We start from the raw sequence: 15117 nt of genomic DNA, 5'->3' as shown, positions 1-15117 counted from the left end.
AGCCCCGATCGCCTCAATCTCGCCCATACCGGATGATCCCGCCACCCGGTGCGGGCGCCGGTGCCGAGGGGGTAGAAAGGGCGGATGCTGCTCCACGTCGTACCACTGGACGAGTGGTCCGCGGACCCCGCCGTCCCCTACGCCCCGCCGTCGCTCGCCGCCGAGGGCTTCGTGCACTGCTCGCCGGACGAGCAGGCGGCGCTCGCCATCGCCGACGCCCACTACCGGGACGTCCCGGGCCCGCTCCTGGTGCTGGTGATCGACCCGGCCCTGCTGGCCGGGGAGGTCCGCTGGGAGGGTTCGGAGGACCGGCTCTTCCCGCACGTGTACGGGCCGGTCGAGCGGGCGGCGGTGACGGCCGTCCTGGAGGTGCTGCGGGACGCGGACGGCCGTGCGAGGGAGTTGGTGCCGTGGGTGTAGCCCGGGCCCGGCGTGTTGCGGGAGCGGCGGCGCGGCCGGCGCGAAGCTGGGCCGCATGACTTCACGGACTACACGGACGACACCGGCGGCACCGACGGCACCCCGCCGGGCGGTCCTGCTCGCGGCCGCCGCCCTGACCACGGCGACGGCGGCGACGACCACCGGCTGCGGCTCGGACGGCGCGGGCGACGGCGGCGGTACGGAGTCGAGCGCCCCGGCCCCGGCGGAGCCCACCGGCACCACCCCCTCCGTCTCGGCGACGGCCGGCGGCACCCCGCTGGCGAGCACCTCGGAGATCCCGGTGGGCGGCGGTACCGTCTTCGCGGACCGCGAGGTGGTCGTGACGCAGCCCGAGGAGGGCGAGTTCAAGGCGTTCTCGGCGATCTGCACCCACCAGGGCTGCACGGTGAACAAGGTCGCGGACGGCACGATCGACTGCCCCTGCCACGGCTCGAAGTTCGGCATCACCGACGGCGCGGTGACGGCCGGCCCGGCGACGCGTCCGCTGCCCGCCGAGAAGATCACCGTCTCCGGGGAGACGATCACCCTCGCGTAGCCTGACCGCCATGACCGCCGTGGACATGACCCCCGAGGCGCTGGTGCGCGAGCACACCGTCTACGCCTGCGTGATGGGCTCGCGCGCCTTCGGCCTGGCGACCGAGGACAGCGACACCGACACCCGGGGCGTCTACCTCGCCCCGACGCCGCTCTTCTGGCGCTTCGACAAGCCCCCGGCGCATGTGGAGGGCCCGGCCCCCGAGCAGTTCAGCTGGGAGCTGGAACGCTTCTGCGAGCTGGCCCTCCGCAACAACCCCAACGTCCTGGAGTGCCTCCACTCCCCCCTGGTCGTCCACACCACCGAGTGGGGCCGCGAGCTCCTCGACCTGCGCGGCGCCTTCCTCTCCCGCCAGGCCCACGCCACCTTCGTCCGGTACGCGGGCGGCCAGCGCCGCAAGCTGGAGGCGGACGTCCGCCAGTACGGCCACCCGCGCTGGAAGCACGCCATGCACCTGCTGCGGCTGCTCGGCAGCTGCCGGGACCTGCTGCGCACGGGCGAGCTGCGGATCGACGTGGGCGCGGACCGGGAGCGGCTGCTCGCCGTCAAGCGCGGCGAGGTCCCGTGGCCGGAGGTGGAGTCCTGGATGAACCGCCTCCAGGACGAGGCCGACACCGCCCTCGGCACCAGCCCCCTGCCGCCCGCCCCCGACCACGCGCGCGTGCAGGACCTCCTGATCCGCGCCCGCCGCGCCTCAGCCCTCCAGGAGCTGTAGCCGGGCCCGTACGACGAGGTCGTGGAGGGCGTCCCCGGCGCGGACGCCGTCCGGGAGGCCCGAGTCCGCCCGCGCCGCGTCGAGCACGCCGTGCAGCGCCTCCACCTCGGCCCGTACGCCCTCCGCCGCCACCCCGGCGGCGCCGTGCTCGGCGGCCGTCTTCGCGGCGACCAGGTCCGGGATCCTCGCCGGGGCCTCCGGCACCTCCTCCACGAGCGTGGGCAGGTGGGCCTGGACCTCGCCGGAGCGCATGAGGTGGATGCCGGTGAGCAGCGCCCGGTAGGTGTAGAGCAGCGGCTTGAGCTCGCCGCTCTTCTCGAAGAGCCGCCACTGGGTGGCCGCGAAGCCCCGGTAGTGGTGGGCGTGGTGGGTGGTGAGCGCCCCCGGCACCAGGGCGACGAGCTCGGCGTGGACGGGGGTGGTGTGCACGACCAGCGGCGAGGTGAGCTGCTCCAGGACATAGCCGTTGCGGCGCAGCATCAGCCGGGCGAACTTCCGCAGGTCGTGCGTGACGAGGTCCATCTCGACGCCGTCCCGCGTCCACATCCGGTCCCGGGTCTCCTCGGGCTCCCGGAGTCCCACCAGCGCCTCGGCGGGCAGCAGGTGGACGCCCCGCAGGTCCACGTCGGAGTCGCGGGACGGGAAGCCGTACAGGTGGGCGCCGGAGACCGTGGCGAAGAGGAGGGGGTCCGGTTCCCCGGCGACGACGGCTGTCAGATCGGCCTTGTGGGCCTCGATGGTGAGCGTCATGGGACCGAAGCCTCCCAGAAGCCGCTCACGCGTCCCAGAGGGCCCCGAGCTCGCGCAGCTCGTCGCGGTGCTCGATCCGGTCGGTCCACTCCGCCGGCCAGGCGTCCGCGCCCAGGTGGGCGCCGGCGAAGGCGCCGGCGAGGGCCGCGATCGAATCGGAGTCGCCGCGGGTGCAGGCGGCCCGGCGCAGGGCGGTGAGCGGCTCGCCGGGGAAGAGCAGGAAGCAGAGCAGCCCGGTGGCCAGCGCCTCCTCGGCGATCCAGCCGTCGCCCGTGTACGTGCAGGGGTCGAGCTCCGGGTCGGCGGTGCGCTGCACGGAGTCGAGCCGTTCGAGGACGGCCAGGCACTCGTCCCAGCCGCGCCGGACGAAGTGCCGGGCGCTCGGGTCCTGGGAGCGGGTCCAGAGGTCCCCGAGCCAGCGCTCGTGGTACGTGTCGCGGTTCTCGTACGCGTACGAGCGCAGCTGCCCGACGAGCCCGGCCGGGTCGACACCCTGGGCGAGCAGCCGGACGGCGCGCGCGGTGAGGTCGGAGGCGGCGAGCCCGGTGGGGTGGCCGTGGGTGAGCGCGGCCTGGAGCTGGGCGGCGCCGGCCCGCTGTTCCTCGCTCGGTCCGGGGACGAGGCCGAGCGGCGCGACGCGCATGTTGGCGCCGCAGCCCTTGGAGCCGATCTGGCTGGCGTCCTGCCAGGGGCGGTCGCCGTCGAGGAGCATGCAGGCCCGCAGGCAGGTGTTGCCGGGGGCGCGGTTGTTCTCCGGCGAGTGGTACCAGTCGACGAACTCGTCGCGGACGGGCCGGGCGAGCCGGAGCGGGGAGAGCGGACCCCGGTCCATGGCGGTCCGGATGCCCCGCGCGAGGGCGAGGGTCATCTGGGTGTCGTCGGTGATGTACGCGGTCCCCCGCGTCACGGGCAGCTCCATCGTCCGCCACGGCCCGCACTTGGCGAGGATCGCGGGCACGTCGTTGAACTCGGTCGGGAAGCCCAGCGCGTCCCCCAGCGCCAGTCCCATCAGCGTCCCCGTGGCGGCCTGCTTCTGCTGGGTCATGCGGATCGTCCTTCCGGTCGGAGCAGCGGCGGGTGGAGGGCCGTGGCCTCGCCCGCCCGGTAGAGCGCGGCCGGTTTCCCCCGTCCGCCGGTGCGGCGCGGCGGTCCTTCCACCGGTTCGACGAAGCCGGGGGTGGTGAGGACCTTGCGCCGGAAGTTGGGGCGGTCGAGCGGGACGCCCCAGACCGTCTCGTAGACCTCGCGCAGCTCGCCGAGGGTGAACTCGGGCGGGCAGAAGGCGGTGGCGAGGCAGGTGTACTCGAGCTTGGCGCCGACGCGCGTCCGGGCGTCGGCGAGGATCACGTCGTGGTCGAAGGCGAGCGCCGGGACCTCGTCGTAGGGCAGCCAGCGGGCCTCCGCCGCGTCCCCGCCGCCGCGCGGTTCGGGCAGGTCGGGGACGAGCGCGGTGTAGGCCACCGACACGACCCGCATCCTCGGGTCGCGGTCGGGTTCGGTGTAGGTGCGGAGCTGTTCGAGGTGGAGGCCGGCGACGGTGGCCTCGGGCAGTCCGGTCTCCTCGGCGAGTTCGCGGCGGGCGGCGGTGCCGGCGGACTCGCGGGGCAGCACGAAGCCGCCGGGGAGCGCCCAGGCGCCGGCGTACGGTTCCTGGCCGCGCTGGACGAGCAGGACGTGCAGCCGGCCGGCGCGGACGGTGAGGACGGCGAGGTCGACGGTGACGGCGAAGGGTTCGAAGGCCCGGGGGTCGTACCCGTCGGGGCGCGGCGGGGTGGTCATCGGCGCTCCGGGAGGGGGTCGGCGAGGTGCCAGCCCTCGGTGAGCAGCGCGTCGACGGCGGCGACGGCGGTCGCGAGGCGCTCCTCGTGGGGGCCGGTGAGGACGACGGTGCGGCGGCCGCTGTGGGCGAGCTGGGCGAGGAAGCGGGCGGTCATCCAGGGCCGGAGGTGTTCCCCGTCGCGGAGGCCGTCGTCCTCGAAGTCGACGCCCCGGTGGTCGGTGAGCAGCCAGAGGTGCTGGCGGCCGCGGGCGGCGATCTCGCCGGTGGCGGGGCTGGTGGTGCCCAGGTACCGCTCGTGCCAGATGGTGGTGGCGAAGGCGTCGGTGTCGCAGAAGAGGACGGGTGAGCCGTCGCGGGCGGCCTCCTCCTCCAGCTCGGCCTGGCGCTGGGCGATGACGGGGAAGTCGGTGGTGTGGAAGGCGACCTCGGACCAGTCGGCGCCGGGGCGGACGGCCCGCAGTTCGGCGAGCTTGAGCTCGCTGTATTCGCGGCCGTACTCGGGGACGTACCGGGTGCGCGCCCAGATCCCGCCGCGCCGCCGGTAGTGGTCGGCGAGGGCGAGGGCCATGGTGGTGGTGCCGGTGGACTCGGCGCCGAGGACGACGATCCGGCGGGTGAGCGCGGCGCGTACGGGCGGCTCCAGGAAGTCCCAGGCGGCGGCGGGGTCGGCGCGGACGGCGGTGCCGGAGACCGGGAAGCGGAGCCGCTCGGGGTCGACGGCGACGGACGCGGCGCCGAAGCGGCGGCCGAGCTCCTCGCCGTACGGCTCCGAGGTGAAGACGGCGTCGACGGGCTCGGGGACGGCGGCCTTGAAGACGGCCATGTGGGCGTCCCAGACGTCGGGGTCGGTGAGGTCGACGGGGATGTCGTCGACGGTGCCGACGACGAGGGCGTCGGGGTGGACCTCGCGCATCCAGGCGACCCGCTCGTCCAGCGGCAGGGACTCCACGGAGGAGGCGCAGACGAGGACGGTGACGCGCTCGCAGGCGGCGAGGGCGGTGCGGACGAGGTGGTGGTGACCGGCGTGCGGCGGATAGAACTTGCCGAGGACGAGCCCGTGGCCGTACGGGGCCGTTCGGGAGCCGTGCGTCGGGGCGCCGGTCACGCGACGGCCTCCAGGGGGCGGCGGGCGGCGAGGTCGCGGCTCCAGCCGCGCAGGCCGGCCACGCAGAGGGCCATGAAGCCGAGGTACAGCAGCGAGGTCAGGTAGAGCCCCTTGGAGGCGTACAGGGGGACGTAGACCACGTCGGCGGCGATCCACAGCCACCAGGACTCCAGGCGCTTGCGGCACTGGCCGTAGGTGGCCATGAGGGAGAGGCCGGTGGTGAGGGCGTCCCAGAAGGGGACGGTGGAGTCGGTGGCCCGGTCGAGGAGGAGGGCGAGGGCGAGGGTCCCCACCGTCCCCGCCGCGAGCAGCCAGGTCCATTCGGTGCGGGTGGTGCGCCGCACCGGAAGGGCCCCGGCGGAGCCTGGTCCACCCCCGTGGGTCCAGGTCCACCAGCCGTACGCGGCGAGGACGATGAAGACGATCTGGAGGCCGGCGTCGGCGTAGAGGCCCGCCTGGATGAAGAGCAGGACGAAGAAGAGGTTGTTGGCGATGCCGATCGGCCAGTTGGCGAGGTGCTGCCGGGCGACGAGCCAGACGCAGAGGGCGCCGCTGCCGAAGCCGAGGACCTCGGTCCAGCTGACCGGGGTGTCCAGCAGCGTGAAGAGCGGCTGCTGGAGGGGTTCGAGTACATCCGCGAGGCTCACGCCCGCCTCCTTAAGAGTCATCTTGACTATAAAAGGCGACGGGGGTCGCACACAAGCCCGAAAAACGGCGGGGGCCCCGTGTCCGCGTCGCGGATACGGGGCCCCCGCCGGAAGGCGCGGGAAGCGCGGGTCCTACAGACCGACTTCCTTCATCAGCATGCCGACCTCGGTGTTGGACAGGCGGCGCAGCCAGCCCGACTTCTGGTCGCCCAGGCCGATCGGGCCGAAGGCGGTGCGGACCAGCTTCTCCACCGGGAAGCCCGCCTCGGCGAGCATCCGGCGCACGATGTGCTTGCGGCCCTCGTGCAGCACGACCTCGACCAGGTAGTTCTTGCCGAGCTGCTCGACCACGCGGAAGTGGTCGGCACGGGCGTAGCCGTCCTCCAGCTCGATGCCCTCCTTGAGCCGCTTGCCGACCTCGCGGGGCAGCGGACCGGTGACGGCGGCCAGGTAGGTCTTCTTCACGCCGTACTTGGGGTGGGTGAGACGGTGGGCCAGCTCGCCGTGGTTGGTGAGGAGGATGATGCCCTCGGTCTCGGTGTCGAGCCGGCCGACGTGGAAGAGCCGGGTCTCGCGGTTGGTGACGTAGTCGCCCAGGCACTGGCGGCCGTCGGGGTCCTCCATGGTGGAGACGACTCCGGCCGGCTTGTTCAGCGCGAAGAACTGGTAGGACTGGGTCGCCACGGACAGGCCGTCGACGCGGATCTCGTCGCTGTCCTTCACGCGGAGGCCCTGCTCCAGGACGATCTCGCCGTTGACCTCGACGCGGGCCTGCTCGATCAGCTCCTCGCAGGCACGGCGCGAGCCGTAGCCGGCCCGGGCCAGGACCTTCTGCAGCCGCTCGCCCTCCTGCTCGGCGCCCGGGAAGGTCTTGGGGGTCTTGACCTGGGGCTTGTTCGCGTACCGCTCGCGGTTGCGCTCCTCGGCCCTGGCCTCGTACTCGCGCGAGCGCGCCGGGGCCGTACGGCCGCCGGGACCCCGCCGCTGCTGCCCGGTGGGCTGCTTCGGGGACTGCTTGGGGCCGCCCTTGGCGCCGCCGCGGGCCGCGTCGCCGCGTCCCTTGCGGGGGGCGTCGGAGGGCATGCTCACGTCGTAGCTGCGCTCCTCGGGGCGGGTCTTCCGGGGGCGGCCGGCGCTCTGGCCGCGCTCGTCGCGGTTGTTGCCCGCGCCCCGGTAGTCGTTGCCGCGGCCGCCGCTCTTGGCACCACGGCTCCCGCCGTTGTTTCCGCTGTTCCTGCCGCTGCTGCTTCGCATCAAACTTCCGTCGTCTCTTCGTCCGCTGGTCCGTCCCCGCCGGGTTCTTCGTCCCGGTCGGGATCGAACGACGGAACACCTTCCAGGGAGTCCGGCTCGACCGCGTCCGCCTCGGGGAGGAAGGGCGCGAGCTCCGGGAGCTCGTCCAGGCCGCGCAGGCCCATCCGCTCCAGGAAGTAGTTCGTCGTCCTGTACAGGATCGCACCTGTTTCGGGTTCCGCGCCCGCCTCCTCCACGAGACCCCGCTGGAGGAGGGTCCGCATCACGCCGTCGCAGTTGACCCCGCGGACCGCGGAGACCCGGGAACGGCTGACCGGCTGGCGGTACGCCACCACCGCCAGGGTCTCCAGGGCGGCCTGGGTCAGCCGGGCCTGCTGGCCGTCCAGGACGAAGGCCTCGACGGCGGCGGCGTGGGCGGGGCGGGTGTAGTAGCGCCAGCCGCCGGCGACCCGGCGCAGCTCGAAGCCGCGCCCGTCGGCGGTGTACTCGTCGGCCAGCTCGTGGAGGGCGTCGGCGACCTCGCGCGGGGCGCGGTCGAGGACCTTGGCGAGGTGGGCCTCGGTGGCGGGCTCGTCGACGACCATCAGGACGGCTTCGAGGGCGGGCTTGAGGTCGCTCATTCCGGCTGGTCCTCCGTGTCGAATTCCTCGGTCGCCCCGATCTCGCCGTCGCCGCCGGTCCAGGAGACCGTGAGGCGGCCCAGCGGGTCCTCCTGGTCGAGGGCGACGGCCTTCTCCCGGTACAGCTCCAGGAGGGCGAGGAAGCGGGCGACGACGGTCAGGGTGTCCCCGGCGTCCTCGACCAGCTCCCGGAAGTCCGCGGTGCCGCGCTCGCGCAGCAGGGCGGCGACGATCCCGGCCTGCTCGCGGACGCTGACCAGCGGGGCGTGGATGTGGTCGACGTACACCTGCGGCGCGGCCTTGGGCCGCAGGGCCTTCACGGCGAGCTTCGCGAAGCCCTCGGCGCCGATCGAGATGACGACCTCGGGCAGCAGCTCGGCGTGGTGCGGCTCCAGGCCGACGGTCCGGGGGTGGCGCCGGCCCTCCCGCTCCCAGCGCTCGGCGAAGATCTCGGCGATCCGCTTGTACGCGCGGTACTGGAGGAGCCGGGCGAAGAGCAGGTCGCGGGCCTCCAGGAGCGCGAGGTCGGCCTCGTCCTCGACCTCGGCGGCGGGCAGCAGCCGGGCGGCCTTGAGGTCGAGCAGGGTGGCGGCGACGACCAGGAACTCGGTGGTCTGGTCGAGGTCCCCGTCCGGCCCGAGGGCGCGGATGTGGGCCATGAACTCGTCGGTGACCTGCGAGAGCGCGACCTCGGTGACGTCCAGCTTGTGCTTGGTGATCAGCTGGAGCAGCAGGTCGAACGGCCCCTCGAAGTTCGCGAGCCGCACGGTGAACCGCCCGTCCCCGGCCCCGGCCTCCGACCCGCTCTCCGGGTCCGTGACGGTCACCGCCGCGGGTTCCGCCACCGATTCCACCACGGGAGCGGGGACCGGACCCGTCACCGGATCGGGCGCGGGAACGGGGACCGGATCCGCCACCGGCCCCGCCGCGGGAGCGGGGACCGGATCGGGCGCGGGCTCCGCGGCGGGAGGGAGTACCGGATCCGGTACGGGCTCCGCCGCGGGGGCCGCAGGGGGGCCGTCGAGACCGCCGCCCCGGCCCAGCGCGCGGCGGCGCGGTGGGCGGGACGTTTCGTCGGCGTGCGGGTGCATCGGGGGCGGTTCCAGGGGGTGCGGGGGCGGGGCCGCCCGCAGGCTACCGTCAGCGGCCGCGCAGACGGCGGACGAGGATGCTCGCCTCGCCGCGGGACTCCAGGTCCGCCAGGACCACGGCGACCGCCTCGCGGACGATCCGGCCGCGGTCGACGGCGAGGCCGTGCTCGCCGCGCAGCACGAGACGGGCGTGCTCCAGGTCCATGAGCTCCTCGGCGGAGACGTAGACCGTGATCTTCTCGTCGTGCCGCTCCCGGCCGCTGGGCCGCCGCGCGGCGGCCCGGCCGCGGCGCCGCGCCGGAGCGCCGGCCTGGGCGGCCGCCTTCACGGGGGCGGGCTGCTGTGCGGGGACCGCCTCGGTCTCCCGGGCCCGCGGCTCGGCCGCCTCCGAGTCGGCGGCCGTGTGCTCGGCGGAGCCGGCGGATCCGCCGTCCGCGCCGGCCGCCGTGTCGCTCTCTCCCGCCGGAGCGGGAACGGTTCGGCGGGGCGACGAGGACTGCAGTGCCGTCCCCCCGGTCGTACGGAAGAGTTCGTCGGCTCCGGGCAGACTCACTCGGCGTGACACCGGGCGAGCACCTCCCTGGCGAGCTGGCGGTAGGCGGCGGCGCCCACGGAGTTGGAGGCGTACGTCGTGATGGGCTCGCCGGCGACGGTGGTCTCCGGGAAGCGCACCGTCCGGCCGATCACCGTGTGGTACACGTGGTCGTCGAAGGCCTCGACGACCCGGGCGAGCACCTCGCGGGAGTGCACGGTCCGGGAGTCGTACATGGTGGCGAGGATGCCGTCGAGCTCCAGCTCGGGGTTGAGCCGCTCCTGGACCTTCTCGATGGTCTCGGTCAGCAGGGCGACGCCGCGCAGCGCGAAGAACTCGCACTCCAGCGGCACGATGACCTTGTGAGCGGCCGTCAGGGCGTTCACGGTCAGCAGGCCGAGCGAGGGCTGACAGTCGATCACGATGTAGTCGTAGTCGTTCATCAGCGGCTTGAGGGCGCGCTGGAGCGTGGACTCGCGCGCGACCTCGGAGACCAGCTGCACCTCGGCGGCGGAGAGGTCGATGTTGCTCGGCAGCAGGTCCATGTTGGGGACCGCCGTCTTGAGCAGCACCTCGTCCGCCGACATGCCCCGCTCCATGAGCAGGTTGTAGACGGTGAGGTCGAGCTCCATCGGGTTCACGCCGAGGCCGACCGACAGGGCGCCCTGCGGGTCGAAGTCGACGAGCAGCACCCGTCGTCCGTACTCGGCGAGCGCGGCGCCCAGGTTGATGGTCGACGTGGTCTTGCCGACGCCGCCCTTCTGGTTGCACATCGCGATGATCTTGGCGGGACCGTGGTCGGTCAGCGGGCCCGGGATCGGGAAGTACGGCAGCGGCCGTCCGGTCGGGCCGATCCGCTCGCGGCGCTGGCGGGCAGCGTCGGGCGCGAGGGTGGCCGCGTACTCCGGGTCGGGCTCGTACTCGGCGTCGGGGTCGTAGAAGTGCCCCTCGGGCAGCTCGTCGTAGGCGGCGAAGTGGGTGGACTCTCGGCCCATCTCGTTGCCGGCCGTGGCGTTCACGTGTAGGCCGTCCATCGTCTTCAGCGTGTGGGTTGTCGTCATGGGCTGGTGCGTCGCGAAGGTCCGCACCGCGACGGAGCCGACCGGGGCACCTGGCGCACCGCTCCCGGGAGTAAATGTCGACTCATTCACAAGTCGTCTTACCTCCTTGGATGTGACCAGGAACATTTATCGATCTGTCAGCGTGGCACCATGCCGACGGTTGGCGACTCTATGGCGTGTCACCGGTCCGCAGCAACACAATCGCCCGGACCCGGCCCGTTGTGTCGGCAACCGAACACGGCTCTGTCAAGGGTGCGCGACCACGCATCCACACGTTTCAGGGGTGTGCGAAACGGTTAAAGGGTTACGTTCGAGGCGAGTTGACCGAACGTTTTGGCGTGGCCGGAGACACAGCCGGCCGGACCTTGTCGAACAAGGTCCGGCCGGGTGCGTGACATTGACGGCGGGCGTTGACGGGGCCGCCGCCGGGGCCCTCGCGAGGGCGGCTCGGGGTCAGCCGACGAGGGTGCTCAGCTCGACGTGCTCGTAGCCGTGCGCCTCGGCGACCTCCTTGTAAACCACCTTGCCGTCATGGGTGTTGAGGCCCAGGGCGAGGGCGGAGTCGCGGCGCAGCGCCTCGACCCAGCCGTTGTTCGCCAGCGACACGATGTAGGGCAGCGTGGCGTTGGTGAGCGCGTAGGTGGAGGTGTTCGGGACCGCGCCGGGCATGTTGGCGACGCAGTAGAAGACCGAGTTGTGGACCTGGAAGGTCGGCTCGGCGTGGGTGGTCGGGTGCGAGTCCTCGAAGCAGCCGCCCTGGTCGATCGCGATGTCGACAAGGACACTTCCGGGCTTCATCTTGGCGACGAGCTCGTTGGTGACCAGCTTCGGGGCCTTGGCGCCCGGGATGAGGACGGCGCCGATGACGAGGTCGGCCTCGACGACGGCCTTCTCCAGCTCGTAGGCGTTGGAGACGATCGTCTGCACCTTGGTGCCGAAGATCTTGTCGGCCTCGCGGAGCTTGTTGATGTCACGGTCGAGCAGGGTCACGTGGAAGCCCATGCCGACGGCGATCTGGGTGGCGTTCCAGCCGGAGACGCCGCCGCCGATGACGACGGCCTTGCCGGCGTGGGTGCCGGGGACGCCGCCGGGGAGGACGCCGCGGCCGCCGGCCGAGCGCATCAGGTGGTACGCGCCGACCTGCGGGGCCAGGCGGCCCGCGACCTCGGACATCGGGGCGAGCAGCGGGAGCGCGCGGTTCGCGGTCTCGACCGTCTCGTAGGCGATGGCGGTGGTGCCGGACTCCAGGAGGGCGTCCGTGCACTCCTTGGAGGCCGCGAGGTGCAGGTAGGTGAAGAGCGTCTGGTCCTTGCGGAGGCGGTGGTACTCCTCCGCGATCGGCTCCTTGACCTTGAGGAGCAGGTCGGCGGTGGCCCAGACCTCGTCGGCGGTGGGGAGGATCTCGGCGCCGGCGGCGACGTACTCCTCGTCCGTGATCGAGGAGCCGACGCCGGCGTTCTGCTCGATGAAGACCTGGTGGCCGTTGCGGACGAGCTCGTGGACACCGGCGGGGGTGATGGCCACGCGGAACTCGTTGTTCTTGACCTCGCGGGGGATGCCGACCTTCATCGTCGATCACGGTCCTTGAATCGGGGGGATAACTGGTGCACTGCGATACATACCCGGATGCACTGCGGCACACCGGAGCAGACCACGTTCGAACGCGGCGGAACCAGTCTAATGAAGGAGTTCCCGCTGTCTAGCCTTTCAAAGTACTAATCTTCCGCAGACCCACTGCGGATTTCGTAGGCACAGCGGTCGGTTTCCAGCAGACGGTCCGCCGCGGCCCGGTGCAGCCGCGCCGCGGCGGGGTCGCCGAGCCGGTCCAGGGTGTCGGCGAGCCGCAGCTGGAGCGCGGCCTGCAGCCGGGTGTCCCGGGCACGGCGGGCCCATTCGACCGCCTCCTCGCAGGTCCGCAGCGACTCCTCGGGGCGTCCCGCGTACTCCTGCACCCGGGCCGCCTCGCTCAACGCCCGTGCGTGGCCCGGGAGATCGCCGAGCCTGCGGTAGCCGGCCGCGGCCGCCCGCCAGTGCCGCAGGGCCTCCCCGTACCGCCCGGCGTAGGTCTGTACGGCCCCGAGGCGGGCGTACAGGCGCGCCTGGTCGGCCCGCTCGTCGTGGGCGAGGCGCTGGGCCAGGGCGCGGCCGTACCAGTCGCCGGCCCGCTGCCAGTCGCCGAGCTCCTGATAGCTGCCACCTACGGATTCCATTGCGCGACCGGTGGCGTACGGGTCATTTGCCTGCCTCCCGACCTCCCAGGCCAACCGATATCGCAGCAGGGCGTCCTTCGTGCGGCCGGTCTTGGCGTCGAGGTCGCCGAGGTTGAGCAGGGCGGCGGCCCGCTCGCGGTGGAGTCCGCGCCGCTCGGCGACGTCGAGGACGAGCCGGTGCAGCCCGTAGAGGTCGGGGGCCGCCGCCTCGGCCCCGCGGTGCGCGGTGAGCGCCCGCACCAGGGAGGCGATCAGCCGGCGGGCGAGGGTGTCGAGCTCGCCGTCGGCGACCGCGAGCCGGGCGCAGGCGAGCAGCTCGGTGCGGCGGGAGGCCAGCCAGTCGGCGGCGTCCTCGGGGGTGGGGAAGCGCAGGGCGCGCGGCAGACCGGCGAGTCTGCGGCGGGCCGGGGAGCCCTCGGGTTCGGTGACCGCGCGGCACGACTGGAGGAGCCGCACGGTCCGCTCCAGCATCCGGGCCCGGGCGAGCTGCACCTCGGCGGGCCGGTCGCGCTCCTCCAGCTGGGCGCGGAGCAGGGGGACGAGATGGCCGGGGACCTCGTACCGCCCGTCGGCGGTCTCGGCCACCAGGCCGAGGTGGGCGAAGTCCGCGAGCGTGGTCGCCGCCGCCGAGACCGAGCAGCCGGCCAGGGCGGAGGCGGTGTGGGCGTCGGCCCGGCCGAGCGGGGCGAGCGCCAGGAAGCGCAGTATCCGGGCGGCCGGCTGGGGCAGCGCCTGGTGGGCCAGGAGGAAGGTGCGCGTGAGGGGGTCGCCGCTGAGGCCGCGCAGGCGCTTGGCGAGGTCGGCGACGGAGGTCTCGGGCCGGCCGGCCAGCCAGCCGCCGGCCAGGACCACCGCGGCGGGCAGTCCGCCGCACTCCTCGACCAGCGCCTCGGCGGCCTGCGGGTCGACGGTGATGCGGACCGAGCCGGTGGCCGAGGTCAGCAGCTCGATCGCGGACTTCGGGTCGAGCCCGCCGAGCGTGCAGGGCCGGACGTCGGGGATGCCGGTGAGCGGCCCCCGGGCCACCGCGACGACCAGGGCGTCGGGGTTGTCGGGGAGCAGCGGATCGGCCTGCTCGGCGTCGACGGCGTCGTCGAGCAGGAGGATCGCCCGGCGGGCGCCGAGCGCCTCGCGGACCAGCTCGGTCAGCTCGTCCTCGGCGGCGCCCGGCGGCTCGGCGACCCCGAGGTCGCGCAGCAGTTCGCGGGCGGCCCTGGCGGTGGGGACGGGCTCTCCGCCGGGCTCGGTGAGCCGCGCGCGGTAGACCCCGTCGGGGTAGCGGGCGGCGACCGAGGCGATCAGTTCCTCGGCGAGCGAGGTCCGCCCGGAGCCGGGCCGGCCGGCGACGAGGAGGACACGGGCGCGGGGCTCCTTGCGTCCGGTGAGGGTGTCGAGACCGGTCCGTTCGATGTCGGCGCGGAGGGCCTTCAACTCCCGCTGCCGGCCGTAGAACTGCCGGCTGCCGGCCGCTGCCACCGCCTGATCCGTCACGGGCCACGCTCCCGTCCACCTGCGCACGAGCCGATCCCCGCGGGGGACTCCGCACGGGCGTGTACGAGCGTAGTTCAGCCCCTGCCGCCGACCCGGCGGAGCGCGGCGGGGGCATCCCCCGATCGGATCAGCCGACAGTCACACCGGTCGGTCCCCGCTGCGGGCCGCACGGGCGGCGGCGCGGCCCACGACGGGACGGCGGGAGCGCTACGCCTCGAACGGGCGCGCGGGCCAGGGCGCGTCGGCGGGCCGCAGCGCCTCGACGCCGTCACCCGCACGGGCCGCGACGAGCGACAGCACCCCCACCACCAGGCAGGTGTTGTGGAGCTCGCCGGCGAGGACCCCGCGCACCAGCTCGTCGAGCGGGACCCGCGCCAGCTCCATGTCCGCCTCCTCCTCGGAGACGGCGAACCGGTCCCCCTCCGCGTCGGCGAGGTCACCCGCCAGGAAGATCCGTACGGCCTCGTCGCAGCCGCCCGGCGTGGGGTAGACGTCCGCGAGGACCCGCCACTCCCCCGCCTTGGCGTGCGCCTCCTCGTACAGCTCGCGCTGCGCGGCGTGGAGCGGGTTCTCCCCGGGCACGTCGAGCAGGCCCGCCGGGATCTCCCACAGCTTCTGCCGCACCGGGTGGCGGTACTGCCGCAGCACGAGCACCCGGTCCTGGTCGTCCAGGGCGAGCACGGCGACGGAGCCGGGGTGGACCTGGTAGTCGCGGCGGGCGACCGACCCGTCCGGCATGACCACGTCGTCCGTGCGGACACTCGTCTTGTTTCCCGTGAAGGGGGTGGCGGTGGCGACGACCTGCCACTCCTCCGGGGTGTCCTGCACCTTCATCTCTGTCCTCCCGTACCCGAAACCACATACGAAAACCGGGGTACCGGCCCG

At 73.6% G+C, this 15117-nt stretch carries 16 protein-coding genes; 3 read left to right on the top strand and 13 right to left on the bottom strand.

Annotated elements, in window-relative coordinates:
- Positions 1 to 84 precede the first annotated feature (84 nt).
- From IE245_RS30045 to IE245_RS30035, 3 genes are read left to right on the top strand one after another with little or no spacing between them, the layout of a single operon-like run.
- The gene (locus IE245_RS30045; RefSeq protein WP_189953267.1) at positions 85 to 420 is read left to right on the top strand and encodes a DUF952 domain-containing protein; all 336 of its coding nucleotides are present in this window, start codon (positions 85 to 87) and stop codon (positions 418 to 420) included.
- A 55-nt stretch (positions 421 to 475) separates the two neighbouring features.
- Positions 476 to 976 (top strand): Rieske (2Fe-2S) protein, encoded by a 501-nt coding sequence (locus tag IE245_RS30040; RefSeq protein ID WP_189953265.1) that lies wholly within the window; start codon positions 476 to 478, stop codon positions 974 to 976.
- Positions 977 to 1001: 25 nt separating this feature from the next.
- Positions 1002 to 1691, top strand: coding sequence for a nucleotidyltransferase domain-containing protein (locus IE245_RS30035; RefSeq protein ID WP_189953368.1), 690 nt, complete (start codon positions 1002 to 1004; stop codon positions 1689 to 1691).
- On the opposite strand, the gene IE245_RS30030 is transcribed toward IE245_RS30035, so the two are convergent.
- From IE245_RS30030 to IE245_RS29970, 13 genes are all read right to left on the bottom strand, one after another.
- Complete coding sequence (locus IE245_RS30030; protein WP_189953264.1) at positions 1671 to 2441, bottom strand: nucleotidyltransferase domain-containing protein; 771 nt, start codon at positions 2439 to 2441, stop codon at positions 1671 to 1673. The two genes, IE245_RS30035 and IE245_RS30030, sit on opposite strands and share 21 nt — an antisense overlap.
- 25 nt (positions 2442 to 2466) lie before the next feature.
- Entirely contained in the window at positions 2467 to 3486 is a 1020-nt protein-coding gene (locus IE245_RS30025) for an ADP-ribosylglycohydrolase family protein (protein ID WP_189953262.1), read from the bottom strand.
- Positions 3483 to 4220 carry an NUDIX hydrolase gene (locus IE245_RS30020; protein ID WP_189953260.1) on the bottom strand — a complete coding sequence of 246 codons (738 nt, stop codon included), beginning with the start codon at positions 4218 to 4220 and terminating at the stop codon, positions 3483 to 3485. The genes IE245_RS30025 and IE245_RS30020 overlap by 4 nt, the downstream gene beginning before the upstream one ends.
- Entirely contained in the window at positions 4217 to 5326 is a 1110-nt protein-coding gene (locus tag IE245_RS30015; protein WP_189953258.1) for an AAA family ATPase, read from the bottom strand. The genes IE245_RS30020 and IE245_RS30015 overlap by 4 nt, the downstream gene beginning before the upstream one ends.
- Positions 5323 to 5973 (bottom strand): nicotinamide riboside transporter PnuC, encoded by a 651-nt coding sequence (gene pnuC, locus IE245_RS30010; RefSeq protein ID WP_189953256.1) that lies wholly within the window; start codon positions 5971 to 5973, stop codon positions 5323 to 5325. The genes IE245_RS30015 and pnuC overlap by 4 nt, the downstream gene beginning before the upstream one ends.
- 132 nt (positions 5974 to 6105) lie before the next feature.
- Positions 6106 to 7227 carry a pseudouridine synthase gene (locus IE245_RS30005; protein WP_189953254.1) on the bottom strand — a complete coding sequence of 374 codons (1122 nt, stop codon included), beginning with the start codon at positions 7225 to 7227 and terminating at the stop codon, positions 6106 to 6108.
- The gene (scpB, locus tag IE245_RS30000; protein WP_189953252.1) at positions 7227 to 7847 is read right to left on the bottom strand and encodes an SMC-Scp complex subunit ScpB; all 621 of its coding nucleotides are present in this window, start codon (positions 7845 to 7847) and stop codon (positions 7227 to 7229) included. Before scpB ends, IE245_RS30005 begins: the two co-directional genes overlap by 1 nt.
- Positions 7844 to 8938: a segregation and condensation protein A gene (locus tag IE245_RS29995; protein WP_189953250.1), complete on the bottom strand. Its 1095-nt coding sequence runs from the start codon at positions 8936 to 8938 to the stop codon at positions 7844 to 7846. Before IE245_RS29995 ends, scpB begins: the two co-directional genes overlap by 4 nt.
- A 49-nt stretch (positions 8939 to 8987) precedes the next feature.
- The gene (locus IE245_RS29990) at positions 8988 to 9503 is read right to left on the bottom strand and encodes a hypothetical protein (protein ID WP_189953242.1); all 516 of its coding nucleotides are present in this window, start codon (positions 9501 to 9503) and stop codon (positions 8988 to 8990) included.
- Entirely contained in the window at positions 9488 to 10531 is a 1044-nt protein-coding gene (locus IE245_RS29985; protein WP_226651714.1) for a ParA family protein, read from the bottom strand. Before IE245_RS29985 ends, IE245_RS29990 begins: the two co-directional genes overlap by 16 nt.
- Positions 10532 to 10984: 453 nt before the next feature.
- A complete protein-coding gene (gene ald / locus IE245_RS29980; protein WP_189953240.1) occupies positions 10985 to 12100 on the bottom strand; it encodes an alanine dehydrogenase in 1116 nt (371 codons plus the stop codon).
- Between the two features lie 146 nt (positions 12101 to 12246).
- Positions 12247 to 14232: an AAA family ATPase gene (locus IE245_RS29975; protein WP_229851680.1), complete on the bottom strand. Its 1986-nt coding sequence runs from the start codon at positions 14230 to 14232 to the stop codon at positions 12247 to 12249.
- 207 nt (positions 14233 to 14439) lie between these two features.
- Positions 14440 to 15066 carry an NUDIX domain-containing protein gene (locus IE245_RS29970; RefSeq protein WP_189953236.1) on the bottom strand — a complete coding sequence of 209 codons (627 nt, stop codon included), beginning with the start codon at positions 15064 to 15066 and terminating at the stop codon, positions 14440 to 14442.
- Positions 15067 to 15117: the final 51 nt, after the last annotated feature.

It is taken from the genome of Streptomyces roseolus, assembly GCF_014649855.1.
Classification (GTDB): Bacteria; Actinomycetota; Actinomycetes; order Streptomycetales; family Streptomycetaceae; genus Streptomyces; species Streptomyces roseolus.
The sequence above is the reverse complement of the archived record's forward strand: the minus strand, read 5'-3'. Positions and strand labels throughout refer to the sequence as shown.

Bases quoted from the DNA above. Each gene is read 5' to 3' on its own strand.
- IE245_RS30045 (WP_189953267.1), top strand. From the start codon at position 85: ATGCTGCTCCACGTCGTACCACTGGACGAGTGGTCCGCGGACCCCGCC.
- IE245_RS30040 (WP_189953265.1), top strand. From the start codon at position 476: ATGACTTCACGGACTACACGGACGACACCGGCGGCACCGACGGCACCC.
- IE245_RS30035 (WP_189953368.1), top strand. From the start codon at position 1,002: ATGACCCCCGAGGCGCTGGTGCGCGAGCACACCGTCTACGCCTGCGTG.
- IE245_RS30030 (WP_189953264.1), bottom strand. From the start codon at position 2,441: ATGACGCTCACCATCGAGGCCCACAAGGCCGATCTGACAGCCGTCGTC.
- IE245_RS30025 (WP_189953262.1), bottom strand. From the start codon at position 3,486: ATGACCCAGCAGAAGCAGGCCGCCACGGGGACGCTGATGGGACTGGCG.
- IE245_RS30020 (WP_189953260.1), bottom strand. From the start codon at position 4,220: ATGACCACCCCGCCGCGCCCCGACGGGTACGACCCCCGGGCCTTCGAA.
- IE245_RS30005 (WP_189953254.1), bottom strand. From the start codon at position 7,227: ATGCGAAGCAGCAGCGGCAGGAACAGCGGAAACAACGGCGGGAGCCGT.
- scpB (WP_189953252.1), bottom strand. From the start codon at position 7,847: ATGAGCGACCTCAAGCCCGCCCTCGAAGCCGTCCTGATGGTCGTCGAC.
- IE245_RS29995 (WP_189953250.1), bottom strand. From the start codon at position 8,938: ATGCACCCGCACGCCGACGAAACGTCCCGCCCACCGCGCCGCCGCGCG.
- IE245_RS29985 (WP_226651714.1), bottom strand. From the start codon at position 10,531: ATGACGACAACCCACACGCTGAAGACGATGGACGGCCTACACGTGAAC.
- ald (WP_189953240.1), bottom strand. From the start codon at position 12,100: ATGAAGGTCGGCATCCCCCGCGAGGTCAAGAACAACGAGTTCCGCGTG.
- IE245_RS29970 (WP_189953236.1), bottom strand. From the start codon at position 15,066: ATGAAGGTGCAGGACACCCCGGAGGAGTGGCAGGTCGTCGCCACCGCC.